Origin of the sequence: Roseibium sp. TrichSKD4, from assembly GCF_000148725.1 — a bacterium.
Classification (GTDB): domain Bacteria; phylum Pseudomonadota; class Alphaproteobacteria; order Rhizobiales; family Stappiaceae; genus Roseibium.
The window spans coordinates 349,000-369,040 of the sequence record NZ_GL476320.1 but is presented as its reverse complement, the minus strand read 5'-3'; the positions used below and the strand labels follow the sequence as shown (position 1 = coordinate 369,040).

Below are 20,041 nucleotides of genomic sequence, written 5' to 3'. Positions count from 1 at the left end.
GACAACATGCCGCCCTCGATCCGGCGAATGGTTGATGTATGCCCCGGCTTCATCCCAATGGAGCTCCAACGGCCATGATATGCTCCCACAAGGCATCGCCGTGCGCTGAATCGCGCAGATAGATTTCGTAGCCCAATTCACTGGACCAGCCGGTGCGAGAAACGATCAACGGAATTCCGCCGAGTTCCATTTCGCGGAACCAATAGTAACGCAGATCCATGATTTCAGGACCAAACAGGGCTTGCATGATTTCGCCGGACTTGGGCCCTTGCAGTTGCAGCGGGGAGACATCCGGCTCGCTGATAGACACATCCATTCCCGCATGCACCGCGACGCCTTGAGCCCACAACAGGATATCGCTGTCGGCCAAAGACAGCCAGAAGTGGTTCTCACCGAGCTTAAGCAAGATAGGGTCATTCAGGATGCCGCCCTCGGCATTGGTGATCAGGACATATTTGCACTGTCCAACTGACATGTTGGACAAGTCGCGTGGCGTTAGCATTTGTGTGAATCTGGCCGCATCCGGGCCGGTGATTTCCACCTGCCGCTCGACAGCGACATCGCACAGGATCGCATCGTTGACGAGGTTCCAGAAATTTTGTTCCGGATCACCGAAATCGCGCGGGATATACATGTGATTATAGACCGAAAACCCTTGTGCGCCCCAGCGAACGGTGGCGTCGAAATAAGGTGATTTGCGGATCTGGGTCCCAAACCCAAAGTCTTGCTGTTGCATCTTGATGTTTACCCTGAAATGCGCTTTGGGACATGCCCTGGGCAGCTCGTTGACGCAAAAATACTTAGAACTTTTGAACAAGGCGAGTAGCCCAAAAACGACCTTTTCTAAGACCAAGTAGACTTCGATTTTTAACTTTGTAGTCTATTTGGTCTGATCCAATTACTTGGACTTACCGGCCACCAGTTTAGACAGGTTTGGTTGCTCGGCCTTGATGAGACGCGTCGCAAAATAAGTCGTGTATCTTTCCACGGCCAAATCGGCATCCAGCACATCCTCCATGAGGGTCTGAAACGCAGACAGACTCGGCGCGACCACGGTGAGGACGTAATCAATTCCACCGCCTGTTGCGACGCAGTTGATGATTTCGTCCGTTGCCCTGACAAAGTTCTCAAACTTGTCAAAGTCCGCTTTTCGGTGATGAGTCAGAGAGACCGTGACGATGACCCGTGTCGCATCTATGACGCGCTCCAGAGCAATATCGGCATGGTATCCGCGGATATATCCTGCCGCACGTAGGCGGGTCAGGCGCGCCCAACACGGCGTTGCGGATAGGTTCACCAATTCAGCCAGCTTGGTCTTACTCACTTGCCCGTGCTTTTGCACTGCACTGAGGATACGAATGTCAGTTGGATCGAGCCCTTGCCGTTCACGCATAAACCGTTGCACCAATCGAAGAGTAGAACGTCGGTCAAGTGAGAATTCAGCCCGACACGACCATCTTGTTTTATGCGCGATTTAGTTCGCGCTGAAAAACCCCTTAACTGATTGAAGAGTATGGATACCCATTGGGTTTTGGATGTGTGAATATGCCGGTTAGTTGATCCGAAGCACGCATTTTCTGGCATATTCTCATGAGACCTTCAAAACGCAACAAACGGTGTGGCGATCTGTTCAAGGAACGCCTGGCCGCAATCATCGATATGAACCATTCGTTGGTGCGGCTGTCTGGTCTGATGCCTTGGGATGAATTTGATGCGGAGTTCGGCAGGCATTATCGCCCCTTGGGACGACCGGCCAAACCAACGCGTCTGATGGCCGGGCTGCACTTTCTCAAGCACATGTACGATCTTTCCGATGAAGAGACGGTTGAGCGTTGGGTTGAAAACCCCTACTGGCAGTCTTTCTGCGGTTTTGAGTTTTTCCAGCACCAATTCCCCATTGATCCCTCAACCATGACCCGCTGGCGCAAACGGATTGGTCCTGAGGGAATGGAAAAGCTTCTTTCTGCTACGGTAGGTGTTGCGATTGAGAGCGGGACGATCAAGAAGAGCAGCCTTGAGCGGGTCTTGGTTGATACGACCGTTCAACCCAAAGCCATTGCCCATCCCACCGATAGCCGTCTTTATCACAAGGCCTTGCAGCTTCTGGTGCGCCAGGCCAAGAGGGCCGGCATCATCTTGCGTCGCAGCCATACCAGAGTTGCCAAAAAGGCGGCCTTGATGGCGGGCCGTTATGCCCATGCCAAACAGTTCAAGCGGATGCGCCGGGAACTCAAAAAGCTGAAGACCTATCTGGGCCGGGTCTATCGCGACATCTCCCGCAAGATCGCAGGCAACGAAGGTCTTGAGCACCGGTTCTCCCGTCTGCTGGGACTGGTGGAGCGGCTTCTGGCCCAGACCCCCAAGGACAAAAACAAGATTTATTCCATGCATGCGCCGGAAGTGGCCTGTATTGCCAAGGGCAAGGCGCGAACACCTTACGAGTTCGGGGCCAAGGTTGGCATTGCCACGACCAATCGGGAAGGATTGGTTCTTGCGGCGAGGGCTTTTGAGGGCAATCCCTATGATGGGCACACCTTGAATGACACCATCAGTCAGGCTGAGAAAGTCTGCGGCACCAAAGCTGAGCGTGTCTATGTGGACCGTGGCTATCGGGGGCATGATTATGAGGGCGACGCCAAGGTCATGATCTCCGGCCAGAAGCGCGGGCTGACGGCACAGATGAAGCGTGAGCTGAAACGACGATCAGCGATCGAGGCCACCATCGGCCACATGAAAACAGATGGACGACTTGACCGGAACTTCCTCAATGGCAAAAATGGCGATGCCATCAACGCCCTGCTGGCCGCAGCCGGTCATAACCTGCGTCTGATCCTCAATGCACTGATCATTTTGCTGCTCTGGATCACAAACCCCATCCCCAAACCGGTCAAATCGAATATTTGCGTATTGCTTCGGCCACGCGCAACATCAATGGCTTAGACGTTGTTCAGGGCGGACGATTTAGGGAGCGACAAGAGGTGGAATTGCGACATGCATGGCGGTGACCGCGTCACGCGTATCTGAATACCACCAAAACGGTGCAGAATTATCCGAACACGCACTTGGAGCGGAGTTGAAGAGTATTTGTTTTGGGAAGGGATGGTGCGGTCGAGACGCGCCGAAAAACACTTTTTAATATTATATTATCAATTACTTAGCATATTATTTAGCCCGATTTTCTATGTCTTTTGCTATGTTTCCGCACCCGACTTAACGGGCGAAATGACGCTAGCGCAATAAACACCCATTAATTAACCAGACAACCATTGAGGGCATAACATTTTTCTTTAGCCAATCGCTATTTTTCACTTGCAATACAGGGCTATTAACCCTATTATATTTCTTGTCAGCAACGGGGCGCTATCGCCCATTTTTCAGAAAGGAAATCTCATGCTAGACACTTTGAACACAGCTTCCATCATCATCCCGCTGAAGGATAACGATGGTTCTGACAATTCCCAAATCATCGAGCGGACCATTCGCACCCTTTGCGAAACCCATGGCGGCGCAACCGCATGGGAAGCGAAAGGCTATTGGGTAAATCCAAAGGGCAAGCTCTTTAAGGACGACGTCACAGTCATTCAATCCGCCATGACCAAACAGGAGGGCAATCGCGAAGCCCTTCGCGAGTTGGCACGGGACATCCTGTCAGATACCGACCAAGAGGCGGTCTACGTCTCTCACCCGGGCGGCGATGTTGAAATCATCGAATAACCAAACCGGAGGGGCTCAGCCCCTCCCCCTTTTGAGAATTAGAAACAGGAGGTGACCATGCCTGTCGCCGTTATCCTTGCCGAGAATACAGTTCCGGCGATCCTTGAAGAAGCCAGCGACGCCGCTCTGTTTGATGCAGTTTGTGAACTTGCAGTCGTACCGGATAGTGCAAAGGCCGATCAGGCCAGTTTGAAGGACTGGATCAACACGCTGCCCCTTCCAAGCGGATGGTTTGCCGATTCTGCGGAGGCCAAGGCTTTTCCCCGACGTATTGAGATCGAACAGGACGCCAAACTAATCAAAGCACTCGTTGATCAACCGGGACAAACCCAACGCGGCCTCACAGCCGCAATCGGCTTGGCTGGCGAGAAGAATGATGGAAGCCAAATCAGAAAAATGATGTCTGCCAAGCAAGGCTTGTCGGGTACGGGCCGCAGAGCACTTGCCTATTTTCTAAAATATGGCCCCATGGATCGCAAAGAAGAGGCAGAAATCCTGAACAAGGTCGACAATGGCTCATGGCGGAAGGTGAAGCGATCCGACATCAGATCCGCTCGCCGTACAGAGGGAATGAAACTCGCCTAGTTGTCGGATTCATTCAATTTTCCTCTTGAGATTTAGGGCTAATAGCCCTAATATAATTCTTGTCCGCAACGGGGCGCTATCGCCCACACATGAGGACAGCAGACAATGACCAAACTCTCCAACAAAGCTCGCTTTTCCAAGGTTCTGGTTCACTTGTCAGAAGCCCCGGAATTCATTGAAGATAAAGAGTATCGCTTCTCCGAGTTCGAACAAATTGCCCTTGGCGTCGCATTGGGTCACACCGAAGGCGGGTACCTCAAGACTAAAATCAGCGTCTTCTTCGATAATGGTGAATGCTACAAGCAAGTACGCATCGACCTTGCGAAGAACGATGAGCGCGGTTTCCGTGACCATATGGAACAGCTGATTATATTCGCAAATAGTACCCGCGGCGAAGAACGCCACAACGAATTTGACCGCATCGTCGGCAACGAAGTTGGCACCACCGCAGCATTCTACCGAACCTTCTTCGATCACTACGAACTCGTAGACGCTGATCAAACAGCGCCCGCCTAGCGGGCGCACCTCTCTCCGAACCTGAAATCACCAAACAGGCAGAACTTGCCCGAGCCCTCCCGCTCATCTTGATGAAAGGAAAGACCCATGAGCACGCTTGCAGACCGACTGGAAACACTTGCCGCCAATCTTCAAACACAGATCGACGCCAAATTTGCCGATCGATCAACAAACACACCCCGCAAGGCTCAACAGGCCGCTAATGCCCGCCTTGACGGCTTGCACCTTGTGCGCACCCAAAAAGCATTCAGAGCGCTTGCAAAGCGCCACAGATCCGGAACCGTGCCAGACCTTCTCGCCAAGCTGACAACCAAGAAGGCGATTGAAGACCTGACACGTCCGGAAACAACGCGCGGAAGCGGGTACTATGACGCACCGCGCGAAACAGGCAAACCAGCTAACAACAGCCCTGCCGCGCTGCTTTTGTGGTCGATGATCGAGGACAACGGATCAGATGAAAGGCGCGTAGCCGCAGACCTTCAGCAGAAGCTGGATGATGTCCGGTTCCGAAGGATTCCGGGATACTTCGCCACTCCCACCAAGACCGTTGACATTCTGATTAACAGGGTCGGATTGCCGGAAGGCGAGACCGTGCAGGTTCTTGAACCGGAGGCGGGAAGCGGAAACACCGCCGACCACCAATACTCCGGATCTCCTGCTTCAGTTCAAACTGGAAATTTGAGAACGATTTTCCGAATTGAGCCAGTAAACGAGGTAGGCAACGTTCAGCAGTGTAGCCACTTGGCCTGATACTGCTTAAGAATTCATTCAAATAACTCTGACACGTCAAACTGCACAAAAATTGCAGCAAACATGCCGCTGAGTTATAACTACACCACCTTAATTAAAATAGGTATATACTGATATACTACACGAAGTTTCACTTCGTAAATATTAATAACACATTGTAATATATTGTATTTCTGTAAACCACACCTGCGTTAGAGTAATTTAACTTATTAAAGTTTATATTTTCGATTGTTTTTTTTGGGGGGGTACAATGCACGAGCAGTCTAAAGTTCGCTTCACTGTTATGGGGAAAATCCTGTCGATTGTTGTAGCCGGAATTTCTCTTGTAACCTTGTCAGTTGGTTTTGGTGTTTTTGAGCTGAGCAAGATAAGCGATGACTTTGAGTTCATTGCCGACGCAGAAATTCCCCTGTCTGCTGCGGTCAGCCAAGTTACAGCCCATCGTCTTGAGCAATCCGTTTTGACAGAACGCTTTTTGCGCCTGAACGACACCACTTCAAAGCCCAATAGTCCTGAATTGATTGAGATAAGATCGAACATTGAAACTCTGGGTGCCAAGATTGGCGAAGAATTGCTGAAAGCGGAAGAGGCTGCAGAAAACGCAACATCCCTCGCAACATCAGAGGAATTGAACGCGAAATTTTCCAGCATTCTGGAGACCATCAGAGCGGTGGCCGATGAACATTCAGTCTATTCCCATGTCACAACAAGTGCTTTGGCAAAGGCAAGCTTGGGAGAGCGTGGTATAGCAGAAGCCCAGTTTGCCCGGGTGGAAGCCAAACACTCTGCTTTGAATTCGCAACTGGAAACCTTGTTGTTTGAAATTCAGGACATCACGTTGGATGCGACAACCACTGCGGTTGAACGTGAACAAGATGCCCTCCGATTGACATTGCTTCTGACGATTGGCTCGGTGTTGTTGTCTTTAACCTTGGTCTCTTGGTCGGGAAGAACAGTTATTGTGACGCCACTCCGTAAAGTGGCGGAGGCTCTCTATTCCTTGTCTCGCAACGATTTGAACGCGGAGCTAGGTTTCTCTCAGAACGACGAAATTGGAGACATTGGCCAAGCGTTCCATGTGTTCAAGAAGCGTCTGATTGATGCGCGTCAGAGAGAGAAAGATGAAAAGGATCGGCAGCTGAAACTGACACGGGAAATTCGGTTGCTTTCCGAACTCAACGAGTGGCTTCAATCCAGCAGCAACTTGAACGAGCTGTTCGATATGGTGAGCCAGTTCATGATCAAGCTGCTACCGAACACCGCTGGTTCGCTCTACGTCTATTCAAATTCACGAGATGTGCTCGACGGTGCATGTTCCTGGAATGGTGGCGCGCTGGAAGCACATATACGGCCAGATGCTTGTTGGGGCCTCAGACGGGGGCGTCCTTATGTATTTGGAGAAAATGAAGTCAATTTCCGATGTGAGCATGTAGCACCTCAAGATGAGGACCGCGCTTCTATTTGCCTGCCAATCCTGGCGAATGGCGAGACGGTTGGACTGATGCACCTGAACGCTGTAGAAGGTGTTGAATTAGAAGAATTTTTGAAAAATCGGAAATTGGCGCAAATGTCTGCTGAGCAAATCAGCATGGCAATCTCGAATACGCGCATGCGCGATGAACTTCACAATCAGTCCATTCGTGACCCGCTTACGGGACTGTTCAATCGCCGTCATTTCGTCGAATCTCTTCGTTCGAAAATCGAGAAGGCCCGGCATAAGGGGCATTCGCTGTCCCTGATCTCGATCGATGTCGATCACTTCAAAACGTTCAACGACAATAACGGTCACGACGCAGGTGACATGGTATTGCGGGCCGTGGGTACGGCCCTTGAACAACAGTTTGAAGGAGATGATTTGCCGTGCCGCATCGGCGGGGAGGAGTTCATGGTTCTTCTTCCAGACGCAACGTCCGAAGAAGCGATGGAACGGGCGGAGGCGCTTCGTCAGGTGATTGAAAAAATTACTGTTCGATACGGCGAAAAGAACCTACCCAAAATCACGATTTCCAGTGGTGTGGCGTCCTGTCCTGACCATGGAATGATGCCGCAAGATCTGATCAAGGTCGCTGATGACGCACTCTACCGCTCAAAGGATAGTGGGCGTAATCAGGTTACAATGGCGCAAACCGGGGAAGTAGCTGCTTCTACGCCAGAGACCGCCGTCAAGGATCTGATGGCCTTAAAATCCCAACTGGAAGATGAGGCAAGACATTCTGACACCAAACAGGATGCCGCTTGAGATTAGTGGGCCAGCTCTACCAACTACCTGGCCCGTTTTCGTTGGACTGAAAACGCTTCGCCCCAAACCTCTTCTCACGCTCCGTGCGCAAGATTGCGTTTCCGATAAGCTGGGGGATTTGCACCTGGACGGTGTTTCCAACGGCTCCAATGCGGTCCCCCCTCCGGATAGCCGAGCATCCGTTCGCACGTCCGGCAGACCTCGTCCACCGATTATCCGTGAATAAGCAAGGAGCTCCAGAAGCGCCTCAGCACTCCGATAACCCTACGACCTGCTCGGCAGGGCAGTATCAGACCGTCAGGTCTGATCGCGGGGGCGATGGAATGCTAGTCTGACATCGACCAGCGTTTAGTCCTGGCGGACTGCCGATTTCCGGAGCATCGCCGCGCTCCGGATCTCCCGCGTCAATTAAGGCGGGAAATTTCAAGAATTTTGAGGATGCGACGAGCCACGTTCTGGACACGTTCCGCCAATCAGCTCATGAGAACATAATAAGAACGAATGAACGAGGCTATACTCAAGAATGGATCTGAAGTGCCGCGCAACATGGCCAGGCAAGGCCAATGACGGGACAGCAAACTGTGATGGGGTTCCGGGCCTTCAGGCGCGTGTTTATCTGGAGGCAGGCGGCAAGCGCTGGTATTGGTTCGTCAACGACACCCACGCCCGTGCACAGGGGATTGAGGACACCAAAGAAAAGGCCAAAGCGGCGGTCCAGCGAGAGTTTGAAAGTATTGCGAGAGAGGAGTGAGGCTTCTACTCGATTACGCTGCCGCAGACAGCGTCGCCATTGCGATGATCAGAAATGCCAGAAACATGGTCGGCCAAGGCATCTGGTGTTCTTCGATGTCCCTGATGTAACGCCAAGCCTGTTTGAAACTCATCACACGCTCCTCTATTTACAATTAAATTCATAAATCTAAATATCAAACTAGTGGTTTGACTCCGACGCTTCGAACCCCCACCCGAGCAAGGTGCTTATGACCGCAATCCGGACAAAGAAGGCTTTCGCAATGACTCAACAAATGGCTGCTTCGCGTCGAAACCGAGCATTTGTATTAAAACCTACTTTCGTGGATTAAAGCAGGTACAAAAGCCCGCTGATTGTAAAGAACGACATCGCGGTCATGACAAACATTGCCGATGCTGCTTGTTCCTCTTGCCCGTATCGTTGGGCCAAGACTGGATAAATCGACATTGCAGGTGTCGCTGCCATAATGATTGCAGCTTTGCGCAAGTTCGCGTCATCCACGCCGGCTCCGGCTAGAGCCATGACGTTGAAGCCCATCCAAACAGCAACTGGAAGAATAACAAGTTTCCCTATGACCACACCGAAGACCCTTTTCCCGACAGATCTAATTGAGATTCCGGCAACGGTACCGCCAATTACAAACAACGAAACGGCAACGCTTGATTGCGCGATCAGGTCGATTCCGTTGGATGCGAACACCGGCATCGGCAGATTAAACACCGCAACCGCGATACCCGCTACCATGGCCAATACTATGGTATTGGTGCTGACACGGTGAAAGATAAGCTTTGCCAGTGATCGGCCATTCAAGGTTGGGGCGGTCGCTCGCTCTGCCAGAATTAGCACAAGTGGAATGATGACCAAGTTTTCGACCACCATGTTCAATGCCAAAGCAGTAGGGGCAATCGATGGGAGTGACATGAGCAGCAAAGGGTAACCAACAAATCCACTATTTGCGCAGGCCATACCGGTAGCATCAAAAGTACTTGAGATTGGGCTAGTCTTCCAAAAGGTTCTGGAAAAGAAATAGCCAGCTATCAAAACGGTCAGCGAACCCAAAAGGTACCCCCCAGATAGCCAACATTCGAAATTTCGCTAAATCCACGACCGGACAGTGCACGGAAGATGAGTGCTGGCAATGCCACATTCACGACGTACTTTCCCAGAACCTGTAGGGCATCGCGGGAAAACACTTTCCGATCAACCGCAAAGTAACCGATTGCAATGATAAAGAAGATGGTTCCTGTGGTTGAAAAGACTGATGTCACATGTGGCCTCTTCTAAATTGCCCGTTCCTATTAACGCCACGTTGAAGGTGCTGACAACAATAAATCGAACTATCCGCTTTGTAACGATAAGGGCAAAAGCGTCTAGTCGCTTGTCTGGAAATGGTCCGCGTCCGAGAACAACCGGACTTTCATGGGCGGCGCAGCATTCGGCACCTTGGGCTCCTCTATTTTACCGCCCCAATTCCCGAGAGGAGTACGACCTCGATTACTTGATATCAGGAAACAACGGTTTCCGGTCTTCACCCTTAAGGTGCCAAGACCGGAAACATGATCCAGCAGCTTCTTCGAATGCGCGTGTTCGCTTAACTCGTGCGACCAACTCCTTTTACAGGACTCGGCTTGCGACAACGTAGTCTATGCCCCTTTTCTGAAAGACACGCGCGTCCAGACTGAAACCATTCCGCAGATAGAATTCGGATGCTGAAACACGTGCATCACACCAAATTCGGGTGCATCCTTCATGACGAAGATCTTCTATCGCAGCCTGCAGCAAGGTACTGGCAATACCGTTGCCTTGGTGTTCATGTTCAACCGCTAGCTTACGTAGTCGGACGACCCCACTGTCGTTAAAGAAACTGCCGACAGCAACTAACTGTCCGTTCTTGAAAGCACCAAAGTGCAGGGCTTTCATGTCATCTGCCAGGATCACATCCCTCCGAGGACGATCAGGCCACATAACCCGATGACGAATATCAATCGTTTCCTCGGCGGCTATTTTCTTGATTTCCAATTCAGACGAGAAAATGATTTGAAACTCCTCAAATATTACGCGTCAATTTGTAATCCCCGAGTGTGCTATCAAACTCTTAACGCTGACATACAGGGTAGGGTCAAAACCCATTGAAGTCGTTGTTTTAATTTTGTAATTCTATTTATGACGCCAAATCAATAACTACAATGGCTTTCCCTAGGGCCGAGTGCACTGAGAGTTGCTAAGTAGATAACACTGATTCACATACTGTTAAATATAAGGCAAATCGTTTGATTGGTTGGAATGATTTGTAGGAGGGGCGAAGTATGCTTATTGGGCCCAATAGTGCACACGACGTTTTCGAGAGCGAACGCAAAAAATCAAGTGTGCCTAATACAGCTGAGATTTTTGGAAATCTGTTGCAAGATTTGACTCGAGAACTAGGGTTAAGCCGCCCAGAAGTCATATCTAAACAGGAAGTAAAAGAGATCGTGGATAATAAAGAAGCGCAGAATATGTACTTGATTGATCACAAAGAGCGGACAAATTCGGAAGCGCGCGTCCAAAATATTCAAAACAATAAGCGATATGTAGATAATATACCTCCGAAACAATGACTTGGGGGCAATTCCCATTGAAATCATTGATTTGATGTAGCAAATCAGATTCAAGGTTCCAAAATATGTGATTTGGAGGCTTGTATGGGACATCTGTTTTGGCTGTCGGATGAGCAATGGGCAACGATCGAGCCACTTCTGCCGAGGAACATAGGGGGCGCTCGCAGGGTCGATGACCGCAGGGTGATTTCAGGCATCATCCATGTTCTCAAAGTGGGATGCCGCTGATGCGATTGCCCGTCAGCCTATGGGCCTTCGACGACGATCTACAACCGCTTCAACCGCTGGTCTCGCAAACGGTTCTGGACCGATCTGGTCGAGACGCTGGCAACGTCGGGCGCGGTGACCAAAAGCACCTCCATCGACAGTACCTACGTCAAGGCGTATCGCTCGGCCCACGGCGGTAAAGGGGGGCGAAAAATCAGGCGGTCGGGCCGTCGCGGGGTGGGCAAACCACAAAAATCCATGCTCTTACCGACGTGATCGTCCGTCCTTTTGCGTTCCTGCTGACTGGCGGCAATGCCGCAGACACTCCGGTTGCGCCTCATCTGCTGGCAGGCTTGAAGGGAGCAAGGTACCTGCTCGCTGACAAGGGATACGATGCCAACAGCTTGCGCAGACATCTGCGCCAGCGCGCAATCGTCCCGGTCATTCCTGGCTGCTCAAACCGTAAACGCGCCATCCGCTATGATGATCAGCCCCACCTGAGTGGTCCGTTTTGATTGTTAGTGCATGACTGGGCTTTGGTCCATCCGGACGATGGTTTCTGGTGCCGGTGGTAGGTAGCCCAAGGCGCTGTGTGGGCGTTTGGTATTGTAATGTTTCCTCCATTGTTCAATCAGGATTTGTGCTTCCTTTAAGCTGTAGAAGATTTCACCATTGAGTAGCTCATCTCGGAGGCGGGCGTTGAAGCTCTCGCAGTATCCGTTCTCCCATGGCGAACCTGGTTCGATGTACGCGGTCTTTGCACCCACAGCGTTGATCCAGTCCCTGACTGCCTGAGCAATGAACTCCGGCCCATAACACCTTCGGAATGACACTGCTTCAGAGGCTATGATTGCCTGCGCAGCCACCAAATAGCGCAGAAGGTGATCATAGCCGGGTCTCAGGTCCCTACAGTGGTTTTGCAACAAACCACACTGCAAGGGAGACCGACTATGACCGATGCCAATATTGCACAGACCGAGCCTGTTTTGGTTGCGATCGACATCGCAAAAGCTCGCCATGAAGTTTTGATTGCTGTTCCGGGTAAAAAACGCCGCCGCCGTCTGACTGTGTTGAACCAGCTCGACGACTTTAACCGCTTGATCGCGGCGCTCTTGGACTATGGTCGTCCTGTGCGCGCGGCTTTTGAAGCAACGGGCAATTACCATCGCGCCCTAGCTTACCGGCTCGGGCGCGCAGGGTTCGAAGTCAAGTTGGTGTCGTCCGTTGCTTTGGCCCGCACCCGCGAGGCTTTGAACAACAGTTGGGACAAGAACGATCCAAAGGATGCCCAGGTCATCCTGCACATGATGCAGATCGGGAACGAGCAGTTCTACCACGACCCCATGCTGTGCGGCACGAACGATCTTCAGGAACTTTCCAAAACCCACGACATCGTCTCGCGCTCGAAGACCGAGCTTTGGCATCGGGTTCTGACCCATTACCTGCCGCTGTATTGGCCCGAGGCAGAACGCTTTCATCGCAGTTCGCGCAGTGATTGGTTCTTTGCCTTCCTCGAGCGGTATCCTTCGCCGCATTTTATCTCGGCCATGGAACAAAAGGCCTTCATTGCCGATGCTTGGGAGGTCGTTGGCCGCAAGGTCTCAAAAGAGCGTTTGCTTGCAGACATTTATAAGACTGCAAAAACCTCCGTCGGCTTACCAATTACCCCAGATTCTGACGCTGTAAGGATGTTCCGGATGGTTCTCGCGGAGGGAGGTGGTCTGATCGCGCAGCGTAATCAGATTGAGGACCGCGCCGTTGAGCTGCTCAAGAACAATGCGGACTATCAGCTGCTGACATCCATTCCTGGTATTGGTCCGATAAACGCCCTGACCATATTGGCAGAAGCCGGTGACCTGCGCCGCTTTCAACATCACCGCCAGTTTCTGAAGTTTTGCGGGATGGACCTCGCAACGATCCAGTCCGGGACTTTCCGAGGCCAGACCAAACTCTCAAAATATGGCAATGCCAGATTGCGCCGTACTCTCTGGATGGCTGGTCAGGTTGCCATCCTGCAAAAGACCAACAGCTTCCGCGACAAGTTCGAACGTTACATCGCCAAGGATCGACAAAACACCCATTTGCGCCGAAAGGCCTATACCGCAATCGCTGCCAAGATGGCCCGCACCGTACACGGGATCATCAAACGCGGCGAACCCTATCGTCCCTTCTTTGAGGGATGATCGACGGCAGAAGGACCCTTCTCTGACAGGGCCGTAGAGGCGAACATTCGACCTCGTAGATAATGTTCAGGCCTTCTGCTCAACGACAGAGAGATCTCGTCTTAAGGACGGTGAGAGCCGCAAAAGCGTACTCTGTGTTTGTTATGGGAGAGACATGTTGTTGATCAAAAAGCCAAACTGACGCAAATTCAAACGTGCCGAGAATGCTCAGCACGACAATGACCTGATGCCAAAGCAGCCAGTCATTCCGAATATAGGACGTTGTCTGATCTGATGTAGGCTGGAACACCTCGCAGGATGAAGAGATCCGTTAGCACATCAATCACGTCGGTGGAGTTCAGATTTCGCTTCACCCGGATTGCCAGGCACTCTCGGGAATACTCGTCCAGGATGTTCAGTGTCCGGAACGCTTTTCCTTCATTGGTTCGGCAGTGCACGAAGTCATAGCTCCAGACATGATTGGGATACTCTGGCCGCAGCCGGACACATGATCCGTCGTTCAGCCAGAGCCGCCCTCTCTTCGGTTGTTTCATTGGCACTTTCAGCCCCTCTCGTCGCCACAGCCGCTCAACACGCTTGTCATTCACATGCCAACCAGCATCTCTGAGCAGAGCTGCAATACGCCTGTAACCGTAACGGCCAAACTCACGGGCGAGTGCGATCATATCCGCCACAAGACGTTCTTCGTCAGCACGCCCTGCTGGAGGTTTCCTCTGCGTAGACCGGTGCTGACCCAGAACACGACAGGTTCGGCGCTCTGACACGCCGAGATGCTGACGAATGTGATTGATGCAGGCTCGACGACGGGCGGGGCTCAGAAGTTTCCCTTTGCGGCCTCCGACAAGATCAACTTGTCCAGGGTCAGGTCAGACACTGCCTTGCGCAGCCGCTCGTTCTCTTTCTGAAGGCGTTTGAGTTCTTTCAGTTGGTCGGTTCCCATCCCACCATACTGCTTTCGCCACCGGTAATACGTCTGTTCGGTGATACGAACCTGCCGAATGGCATCAATGCGCGGCATGCCTTGGCCGACAAGGACTTCAACCTGCCGCAACTTCGAGACAATTTCTTCTGGCTTGTGACGTTTCGTAGCCATGTTGATCCTCCGTTTTCCTAAACATAACGATGGACCACTTCAAAGGGGGAGGATCACGGGCCTCAGCCTGCTCATTAGCACCTACCGTCCGCAGGCTTGTCCAATATTGATTGTCGGCGCTTTCCATCGCATCGCGGCGCACCCTTGCGACTTCAATATTTCTTGTTCCAAGCGCGACCTGGATAACCTTTCGGTCATCAAGATGCGAAACAGCCTTGGGAACGCGTCTCCAGTATCGCCACATTCCGCGATACAACTGCAAATACCTGTCTTCACGAGCCATAGAAATCACCACAAAAGACAAATGCTATGTCTTTTCAAGCAAAAGGTGCGAAAACCAAAAAGCCCTTCCAAAGAAGGTCTTATTTTTCAATCACTTAGCAAGTGATAAATTGGTGCGGTCGAGAAGACTCGAACTTCCACGGGTTTTACCCCACAGCGACCTCAACGCTGCGCGTCTACCAATTCCGCCACGACCGCGAATATCCAAACGACGCGTTAGTAGCGGCAGGAAGCGTGTCCCACTCCGCGTCGAGGGCCTCCGTGTAGCAAAAGGCATTTTAGGGTGCAAGCTGATTTTTCGAAATAAACAGGATAGTGGATAAAGTTTTAGCTGCGCAGCTCCACAACCAATTCGTTCACACAGCCCAATCGTTTTTTAGAGCGGGCCATCCGTCCGCATTGGCCTGATTTCCGGACCACGCCTGAGGACTTCCGTCACCGATATACCGATCCGCTCGCCCAACAAGACCACCTGCCCTGTCGCAACCAGCGTCTTGTTGGCGTAGATTTCGACATCGTCGTCTTCACTGACGTCCAGATCAATTACAGCCCCACGTCCCATCCGCAACAGCTGGTGGATTGGCATTTCGGATTTGCCGAGAACAACGGAAATATCAACAAAGATGTCGTCTAAGGTGGTCATTTGGATCAAGGATCCCTATGAGAGGATTACAGGTACCCGTCGGGGCGAACTGATTAACGCCCGTTAACCTTCGATACGGCACTCAAAAAGTTTACAAAAGATTAACGCACCATGCCAGTCACGGATCGCCAAACTCTCACGTTCGACTTTTCCCCTGTTGACGGGTCTCCGCCAGTGGAATGGGTGATTGAAGATACGCTTATTGACTATGAGCTGGCCGTGGCCGAGATGGAGCGGCATGTGGCGGCGCTGAGCAACGGAGAGGCCGCTGAACGGGTTTGGCTGCTCGAACACCCTCCCCTCTATACTGCAGGCCCGCGGGCAGATGAGGCAGACCTGATTGCGCCGGACCGGTTTCCGGTTTTCAAGACGGGGCGCGGTGGGCAATACACCTATCATGGACCGGGACAACGCGTTGCCTATGTCATGCTGGACCTGAAGCGCCGCAAGCAGGACGTCCGCGCCTTTGTTGCCGCGCTGGAGGCGTGGATCATCAACACGCTCTGGAGCTATCATGTACGCGGCGAGCGCCGGGAAGATCGTGTCGGCGTTTGGGTACAGCGTCCGGAACGCAGCGCCACGTCAGAAGACAAGATCGCGGCCATAGGCATTCGCATGCGCAAATGGGTCACGTTCCATGGCATCAGCTTTAACGTGGAACCGGATCTGGACCATTTTTCAGGGATTGTGCCCTGCGGCGTTCAAGAACACGGCGTTACCAGTCTGGTTGACCTTGGAATACCTGTGACCATGGCCGAAAACGACATGGTTTTGCGTGCCGAATTTGAGAAGATATTCGGGCCGACCGTCAGCGCGGGGTAATTGGATTATCCCTAAACGGCCTTTCCGCCTCCGCCAGCAGCACGGGCTTTGCGGGCTGCGGACACGACGCTGGAAAATCTTGCAGCTTCTTCTGTCACAAACTCGTCCAGTTTGGCCATTCCTCCGGGGCTCCAGCCCAAAACCTTTAGTTTGCCGGGCTCCATGACACCAAGAGCTCCGGGGCTGCGGTCTGGAAGTGGAACCGCGAGGCCTGCCTTTTCTGCAAACAAGCGCAAGAGGTCCTGCCGATCCAGAAGAATATCGGAGACGTTGAAGATATCGAAAACCGGCTGGGAAGCCTCATCACGATCAAGAACAAGCGCGACGGCTGCAGCGAGGTCTTCGCCGTGCACTTCCGTTGTCAAGTCAGGCTCTAGCGGCTCTGAGCCCGCGCAATCCATGAAAAGACCAGACCATTTGTGGCTCGTCTTCCCGGGTGCCAAGCCATACACACCAGTAACGCGGAGCGCTGTGCCACGCATAGCGTCATCGCACTGATTTTCCAGCGCCATCTCTCCGGCGATTTTGACTTCCCCGTAAAGACTGTCTGGCCCAAGGTCCGCGTCTTCTTTCAACACTTTCCAATTGCCAGTGTCTGCATAAACGGTGCCGGAGGAGAGAAAGACCGACTGCGCGATCCCGGCCCGCTTGGCTGCATCGAACAGGCGAATTGTGCCGCCTACATTCATTTCGATGAAGGTATGCGGATCGTCGCCTTCCCCACCCTCGTATTTTCCCGGTTCATGAAAGAGTGCCGCGTGAACAAGCGCGTCAGCCGGTGGCAGGGTGACATTTTCCTGTCCGAGATTCCAACGCGCATAGTGGGTGCCGTCGATTTTCGGATCACTGCGCCCGAGACATGTCACGGTGTGCCCATCGTTCAACAAGCGCTCGGCGATGAACCGGCCAAGTGTTCCGGATGCGCCAGTTAGAAGAATGTGCTTCATCTTGATCTTGTCCCGCCGACAGTCTCGCCAAACTCAATTTGGCTGCCACTATAGCTGAGTCGACGGAAAACTAAGCCGTAGCGTAAAGCGCAATCCGGCTTATCCAGTACTCAACCCGCTGAAGGATTGGTGAAACCTGCAAATTCAGGCGCGTCAGCGCATCGGGTCATCAAGCATCTGCCATCCGGGCTTTGCGGGTTGCTCTGGTTTCGTCCACCATGACCAACAGCGATGCCCCTACGATAATAATGGCACCCGGCCAGAAGGCACCAGATGGGGCAAAGCCGAAGGCGAACCAGCCAACAGCAATGTTCAATGGCAGCTTGAGGTGATCAAACGGTTGTATGAAGGCAGCATCGGCCTTTTGGTAAGCCAGTGTCAGCAAATAGTTAGCCAGTACAGTCAGCCCACCTGCGCCGAGCAGCAACCACATGGACAGACCGGAAACCATCACTCCATCGTTTCCGAAGGCCAGGAAGGCATTGACCGGTGTCAGCAACAAGAGGAGATAAAGCGTAATCGTATCCGCCGCTTCAGTACGTGTCAGCTTCTTGGTCACAAGTGACGTTCCAGCCCAGAACGCAGCTGCCCCCACCGGCAGTATGGCACCCCAATGAAAACTCTCCGTCCATGGCTCCAGGATCAGCATACCTCCGGAGAACCCGGCAATGGTGGCCAGCCAGCGCACCCAGCCCACCCGCTCACGGAAAACAGTTTTGCGCCGATGATCACGAAGAATGGTGAGGTCATGACCAGGGCGATGGCCTGCCAGATTTGCACTTTCGCCAACCCGGCCACCCAAAGCTGGATACCGATGACCGCCAGAACCGCCCGCAGCAGGTGCCAGCCGATTTGATCGGTCTTGACAGCGGACGGACCACCGCGAAGCACCCAGGGAATGGCAACCAACAGGCCGAACGCATATTGCCAGAAGGCTGCTGTCGTTGATGCGACGCCCAGCTGCATGGTGGAGGCTTGCAGCGCGCCGTTGATAAGAGCAAAGGATGCCCCTGCTCCGACCATGGCCAGCACTGCAAGTGTCGAGCTGCGAGAATTGGGTTTGGTAATATCAGTCATGTCCGGACCCTTGTTGCCAACGTTCAGCGAACAGTCCGAGCACGCTCACGGCGCGCCAATCCGCTTGCGCGGAGGAGCACACCTGCCATCGTTCTCTCTCATCCGGACTGTAACCGTCGGCTCCGGAATTGCACCGGATCTGCTGTCCCTTGGTCCAAAACCAAGGCGCTCGCGGGCTTCAGGTTGGCCTAAACCAGTGACCTGTCACCGCCGGTGGGGAATTTCACCCCGCCCCGAGAACTGTTCCCGTTTTTATTACCGCCTCACACATTGAAAAACAAAGACTTTTGATGAAAATTTCAGTATCACTGAACTTTCATATTCTTCCCGCGGCATTTGCCGACCGTATTCACCTTGGATTTTTGAAATGCTTGATGCCCCCACACTTTCAACTGACCGTTTGACCCTGAGGCCGATGACTTATTCCGATTGGCCGGCCTATCTGGAACTGATGCAGTCTGATTATTCAGAAGGTATGGGCGGCCCACTGACCATGCCTTTCGCTTGGGGCATGTTCTGCCATGACCTCGGCCAATGGTCTTTGTTCGGTCACGGTGCCTTGATGTTAGATGACAGGGAAACTGGTGAAACCCTCGGGCAGGTCGGCATCAACGCCGGGCCCTTGTTTCCGGAAACCGAACTTGGCTGGTACGTTTACCCGGCCTTTGAAGGCAAAGGGTACGCATTTGAGGCGGCAACCGTCTATCGCGATTGGGCACGGGATGTGCGCAAGCTACCAACGCTTGTCAGCTACATCGATGCCAACAACATCCGCTCTCGCCGCCTTGCTGAGCGTTTGGGAGCGACACTCGATAACAAAGCCCCCCGTAAAGACCCGGAAGACCTTGTGTACCGACATTTTTGAAAGGAGGGGTCAGGAGCTCTTCGTGACCCATTCCAAAATCTGTTCCGGCCTTTCAGCCAGAAAATCAGGCTTTTCGGCTTCCAACTCTCCGCACGTGCCATATCCCCAGAGAACGCCGATGCTGCGGACAGAATTGTTGCGCGCGCCGATCAGATCAAACTTGCGATCCCCAATCATTACGCATTCGGCCGCAGACAAGCCTTCATCCTCAAGAATGTGAGCGATCAGTTCTGTTTTGTCGGAGCGTGTTCCGTCCGGTTCTGCGCCATAGACCGTTTCAATTGGCGGCATCAGGCCGAAATGCTCAACGATTTTGCCCGCATAGGTGTTGGTCTTTGACGTCGCCACAAGGAGCTTGATGTTTTGAGCTGCCAGTTCTTGGACAACCGATTCAATTCCGTCGATTAACGTGTTCTCATACATACCTTTTTCGGCATAACGCTCGCGGTAATAGGTTACAGCCTGATCCGTCACCGCCCGGTCCTTGGTGTTCAAAAGCATTTCGAAACTGTCCCAGAGCGGCGGACCAATACACTAGCCAAGTGTGGATGCCTCCGGCACGCCCACTCCCATCTTTTCCATGGCATATTGGATACAGCGCGTGATGCCTTCAAACGGATCGCTCAGGGTTCCATCAAGGTCGAACAGGACGGTGGTGAGCGGTTGGGTCGTACTGGGAAGAACCAAGGTCAATTTCCTGTTGCGAGAATGAAGCTGGATTTAGGGCACAAAAAACCGGCGATCATCTCGCCGGTTTTATCACTCAAAGC

20 protein-coding genes, 1 tRNA gene, 5 pseudogenes and 1 riboswitch are annotated in these 20,041 nt (G+C 52.6%); of the genes and pseudogenes, 12 read left to right on the top strand and 14 right to left on the bottom strand.

All coding sequences use genetic code 11. The features are described from left to right. Positions 1 to 49: 49 nt before the first annotated feature. Positions 50 to 736 carry a glycine cleavage system protein T gene (locus TRICHSKD4_RS22460; protein WP_009469276.1) on the bottom strand — a complete coding sequence of 229 codons (687 nt, stop codon included), beginning with the start codon at positions 734 to 736 and terminating at the stop codon, positions 50 to 52. 162 nt (positions 737 to 898) lie between these two features. After that, positions 899 to 1,393: an Lrp/AsnC family transcriptional regulator gene (locus TRICHSKD4_RS22455; RefSeq protein ID WP_009469275.1), complete on the bottom strand. Its 495-nt coding sequence runs from the start codon at positions 1,391 to 1,393 to the stop codon at positions 899 to 901. 197 nt (positions 1,394 to 1,590) lie between these two features. Between TRICHSKD4_RS22455 and TRICHSKD4_RS22450 the strand changes: the two genes are divergently transcribed. The 7 genes from TRICHSKD4_RS22450 to TRICHSKD4_RS22420 all read left to right on the top strand — a co-directional run bounded on the left by TRICHSKD4_RS22450 (position 1,591) and on the right by TRICHSKD4_RS22420 (position 8,555). Then, positions 1,591 to 2,940: an IS5 family transposase gene (locus TRICHSKD4_RS22450; RefSeq protein WP_009465529.1), complete on the top strand. Its 1,350-nt coding sequence runs from the start codon at positions 1,591 to 1,593 to the stop codon at positions 2,938 to 2,940. A gap of 450 nt (positions 2,941 to 3,390) precedes the next feature. Continuing rightward, positions 3,391 to 3,714: a hypothetical protein gene (locus TRICHSKD4_RS22445; protein WP_009469274.1), complete on the top strand. Its 324-nt coding sequence runs from the start codon at positions 3,391 to 3,393 to the stop codon at positions 3,712 to 3,714. A 57-nt stretch (positions 3,715 to 3,771) separates the two neighbouring features. Next, positions 3,772 to 4,299 carry a hypothetical protein gene (locus tag TRICHSKD4_RS22440; protein WP_009469273.1) on the top strand — a complete coding sequence of 176 codons (528 nt, stop codon included), beginning with the start codon at positions 3,772 to 3,774 and terminating at the stop codon, positions 4,297 to 4,299. A 105-nt stretch (positions 4,300 to 4,404) separates the two neighbouring features. After that, a complete protein-coding gene (locus TRICHSKD4_RS22435; protein ID WP_009469272.1) occupies positions 4,405 to 4,815 on the top strand; it encodes an LPD25 domain-containing protein in 411 nt (136 codons plus the stop codon). An 87-nt stretch (positions 4,816 to 4,902) separates the two neighbouring features. Then, positions 4,903 to 5,565, top strand: coding sequence for a hypothetical protein (locus TRICHSKD4_RS22430; protein ID WP_009469271.1), 663 nt, complete (start codon positions 4,903 to 4,905; stop codon positions 5,563 to 5,565). A 250-nt stretch (positions 5,566 to 5,815) separates the two neighbouring features. After that, on the top strand, positions 5,816 to 7,804 hold the full coding sequence (locus TRICHSKD4_RS28555) for a diguanylate cyclase (protein ID WP_050763519.1): 1,989 nt from the start codon (positions 5,816 to 5,818) through the stop codon (positions 7,802 to 7,804). Between the two features lie 523 nt (positions 7,805 to 8,327). Beyond that, on the top strand, positions 8,328 to 8,555 hold the full coding sequence (locus TRICHSKD4_RS22420; protein WP_009469269.1) for a hypothetical protein: 228 nt from the start codon (positions 8,328 to 8,330) through the stop codon (positions 8,553 to 8,555). Between the two features lie 327 nt (positions 8,556 to 8,882). Here TRICHSKD4_RS22420 and TRICHSKD4_RS22415 read toward each other — a convergent pair whose 3' ends face one another. The 3 genes from TRICHSKD4_RS22415 to TRICHSKD4_RS32455 form a co-directional block, all read right to left on the bottom strand. Further along, positions 8,883 to 9,614, bottom strand: a complete 732-nt coding sequence (locus TRICHSKD4_RS22415; protein WP_009469267.1) for an AEC family transporter — start codon at positions 9,612 to 9,614, stop codon at positions 8,883 to 8,885. Then, the gene (locus tag TRICHSKD4_RS28550; protein ID WP_050763517.1) at positions 9,602 to 9,823 is read right to left on the bottom strand and encodes an AEC family transporter; all 222 of its coding nucleotides are present in this window, start codon (positions 9,821 to 9,823) and stop codon (positions 9,602 to 9,604) included. The genes TRICHSKD4_RS22415 and TRICHSKD4_RS28550 overlap by 13 nt, the downstream gene beginning before the upstream one ends. 346 nt (positions 9,824 to 10,169) lie before the next feature. After that, positions 10,170 to 10,520, bottom strand: a complete 351-nt coding sequence (locus TRICHSKD4_RS32455; RefSeq protein WP_371256946.1) for a GNAT family N-acetyltransferase — start codon at positions 10,518 to 10,520, stop codon at positions 10,170 to 10,172. A gap of 341 nt (positions 10,521 to 10,861) precedes the next feature. Between TRICHSKD4_RS32455 and TRICHSKD4_RS22405 the strand changes: the two genes are divergently transcribed. Both TRICHSKD4_RS22405 and TRICHSKD4_RS31815 read left to right on the top strand, forming a co-directional pair. Next, positions 10,862 to 11,152 carry a hypothetical protein gene (locus tag TRICHSKD4_RS22405; RefSeq protein ID WP_040615985.1) on the top strand — a complete coding sequence of 97 codons (291 nt, stop codon included), beginning with the start codon at positions 10,862 to 10,864 and terminating at the stop codon, positions 11,150 to 11,152. Positions 11,153 to 11,236: 84 nt separating this feature from the next. Next, positions 11,237 to 11,844, top strand: a pseudogene (locus TRICHSKD4_RS31815) (IS5 family transposase); the annotation flags it as partial. A 33-nt stretch (positions 11,845 to 11,877) separates the two neighbouring features. Here the strand turns inward: TRICHSKD4_RS31815 and TRICHSKD4_RS30375 are convergent. Continuing rightward, positions 11,878 to 12,171 (bottom strand): annotated as a pseudogene (locus TRICHSKD4_RS30375) (transposase); the annotation flags it as partial. A 138-nt stretch (positions 12,172 to 12,309) separates the two neighbouring features. Between TRICHSKD4_RS30375 and TRICHSKD4_RS22390 the strand changes: the two are divergent. Then, a pseudogene (locus TRICHSKD4_RS22390) lies at positions 12,310 to 13,568 on the top strand (IS110 family transposase). A 234-nt stretch (positions 13,569 to 13,802) separates the two neighbouring features. Here TRICHSKD4_RS22390 and TRICHSKD4_RS29670 read toward each other — a convergent pair. The 4 genes and pseudogenes from TRICHSKD4_RS29670 to TRICHSKD4_RS22365 form a co-directional block, all read right to left on the bottom strand. Then, positions 13,803 to 14,635 (bottom strand): annotated as a pseudogene (locus TRICHSKD4_RS29670) (IS3 family transposase); the annotation flags it as partial. Further along, positions 14,580 to 14,918: a DUF6538 domain-containing protein gene (locus TRICHSKD4_RS32450; protein ID WP_371256886.1), complete on the bottom strand. Its 339-nt coding sequence runs from the start codon at positions 14,916 to 14,918 to the stop codon at positions 14,580 to 14,582. The pseudogene TRICHSKD4_RS29670 and the gene TRICHSKD4_RS32450, both read right to left, overlap by 56 nt. Before the next feature lie 110 nt (positions 14,919 to 15,028). Beyond that, positions 15,029 to 15,115: transfer RNA gene (locus tag TRICHSKD4_RS22370), tRNA-Leu, on the bottom strand. 178 nt (positions 15,116 to 15,293) lie between these two features. After that, complete coding sequence (locus tag TRICHSKD4_RS22365) at positions 15,294 to 15,560, bottom strand: FliM/FliN family flagellar motor switch protein (RefSeq protein WP_009469263.1); 267 nt, start codon at positions 15,558 to 15,560, stop codon at positions 15,294 to 15,296. 111 nt (positions 15,561 to 15,671) lie between these two features. On the opposite strand from TRICHSKD4_RS22365, the gene lipB reads away from it, so the two are divergent. Continuing rightward, positions 15,672 to 16,382, top strand: coding sequence for a lipoyl(octanoyl) transferase LipB (gene lipB, locus TRICHSKD4_RS22360; RefSeq protein ID WP_009469262.1), 711 nt, complete (start codon positions 15,672 to 15,674; stop codon positions 16,380 to 16,382). Between the two features lie 11 nt (positions 16,383 to 16,393). Here the strand turns inward: lipB and TRICHSKD4_RS22355 are convergent, their stop codons facing one another. Both TRICHSKD4_RS22355 and TRICHSKD4_RS22350 read right to left on the bottom strand, forming a co-directional pair. After that, positions 16,394 to 17,329: an NAD(P)-dependent oxidoreductase gene (locus TRICHSKD4_RS22355; protein WP_009469261.1), complete on the bottom strand. Its 936-nt coding sequence runs from the start codon at positions 17,327 to 17,329 to the stop codon at positions 16,394 to 16,396. Positions 17,330 to 17,498: 169 nt separating this feature from the next. After that, positions 17,499 to 18,406: pseudogene (locus tag TRICHSKD4_RS22350) on the bottom strand (DMT family transporter). An 86-nt stretch (positions 18,407 to 18,492) separates the two neighbouring features. Next, positions 18,493 to 18,651, bottom strand: a riboswitch (FMN riboswitch). A gap of 122 nt (positions 18,652 to 18,773) precedes the next feature. Here TRICHSKD4_RS22350 and TRICHSKD4_RS22345 point away from each other — a divergent pair. Then, entirely contained in the window at positions 18,774 to 19,271 is a 498-nt protein-coding gene (locus TRICHSKD4_RS22345; protein ID WP_009469258.1) for a GNAT family N-acetyltransferase, read from the top strand. A 9-nt stretch (positions 19,272 to 19,280) separates the two neighbouring features. Here the strand turns inward: TRICHSKD4_RS22345 and TRICHSKD4_RS22340 are convergent, their stop codons facing one another. Together TRICHSKD4_RS22340 and TRICHSKD4_RS31320 are read right to left on the bottom strand one after the other, a co-directional pair. Continuing rightward, positions 19,281 to 19,802, bottom strand: coding sequence for an HAD hydrolase-like protein (locus tag TRICHSKD4_RS22340; protein ID WP_256377431.1), 522 nt, complete (start codon positions 19,800 to 19,802; stop codon positions 19,281 to 19,283). A gap of 3 nt (positions 19,803 to 19,805) precedes the next feature. After that, positions 19,806 to 19,958 (bottom strand): 5'-nucleotidase, encoded by a 153-nt coding sequence (locus TRICHSKD4_RS31320; RefSeq protein ID WP_009469256.1) that lies wholly within the window; start codon positions 19,956 to 19,958, stop codon positions 19,806 to 19,808. Positions 19,959 to 20,041: the final 83 nt, after the last annotated feature.

Excerpts from the sequence above, each read along its gene's own strand:
- TRICHSKD4_RS22355 (WP_009469261.1), bottom strand. The coding sequence starts at position 17,329 with ATGAAGCACATTCTTCTAACTGGCGCATCCGGAACACTTGGCCGGTTC.
- TRICHSKD4_RS22455 (WP_009469275.1), bottom strand. The coding sequence starts at position 1,393 with ATGCGTGAACGGCAAGGGCTCGATCCAACTGACATTCGTATCCTCAGT.
- TRICHSKD4_RS22460 (WP_009469276.1), bottom strand. The coding sequence starts at position 736 with ATGCAACAGCAAGACTTTGGGTTTGGGACCCAGATCCGCAAATCACCT.
- TRICHSKD4_RS22420 (WP_009469269.1), top strand. The coding sequence starts at position 8,328 with ATGGATCTGAAGTGCCGCGCAACATGGCCAGGCAAGGCCAATGACGGG.
- TRICHSKD4_RS32450 (WP_371256886.1), bottom strand. The coding sequence starts at position 14,918 with ATGGCTCGTGAAGACAGGTATTTGCAGTTGTATCGCGGAATGTGGCGA.
- TRICHSKD4_RS32455 (WP_371256946.1), bottom strand. The coding sequence starts at position 10,520 with ATGTGGCCTGATCGTCCTCGGAGGGATGTGATCCTGGCAGATGACATG.
- lipB (WP_009469262.1), top strand. The coding sequence starts at position 15,672 with ATGCCAGTCACGGATCGCCAAACTCTCACGTTCGACTTTTCCCCTGTT.
- TRICHSKD4_RS22435 (WP_009469272.1), top strand. The coding sequence starts at position 4,405 with ATGACCAAACTCTCCAACAAAGCTCGCTTTTCCAAGGTTCTGGTTCAC.
- TRICHSKD4_RS22345 (WP_009469258.1), top strand. The coding sequence starts at position 18,774 with ATGCTTGATGCCCCCACACTTTCAACTGACCGTTTGACCCTGAGGCCG.
- TRICHSKD4_RS22365 (WP_009469263.1), bottom strand. The coding sequence starts at position 15,560 with ATGACCACCTTAGACGACATCTTTGTTGATATTTCCGTTGTTCTCGGC.
- TRICHSKD4_RS22450 (WP_009465529.1), top strand. The coding sequence starts at position 1,591 with ATGAGACCTTCAAAACGCAACAAACGGTGTGGCGATCTGTTCAAGGAA.
- TRICHSKD4_RS22430 (WP_009469271.1), top strand. The coding sequence starts at position 4,903 with ATGAGCACGCTTGCAGACCGACTGGAAACACTTGCCGCCAATCTTCAA.
- TRICHSKD4_RS22405 (WP_040615985.1), top strand. The coding sequence starts at position 10,862 with ATGCTTATTGGGCCCAATAGTGCACACGACGTTTTCGAGAGCGAACGC.
- TRICHSKD4_RS28555 (WP_050763519.1), top strand. The coding sequence starts at position 5,816 with ATGCACGAGCAGTCTAAAGTTCGCTTCACTGTTATGGGGAAAATCCTG.
- TRICHSKD4_RS22445 (WP_009469274.1), top strand. The coding sequence starts at position 3,391 with ATGCTAGACACTTTGAACACAGCTTCCATCATCATCCCGCTGAAGGAT.
- TRICHSKD4_RS22440 (WP_009469273.1), top strand. The coding sequence starts at position 3,772 with ATGCCTGTCGCCGTTATCCTTGCCGAGAATACAGTTCCGGCGATCCTT.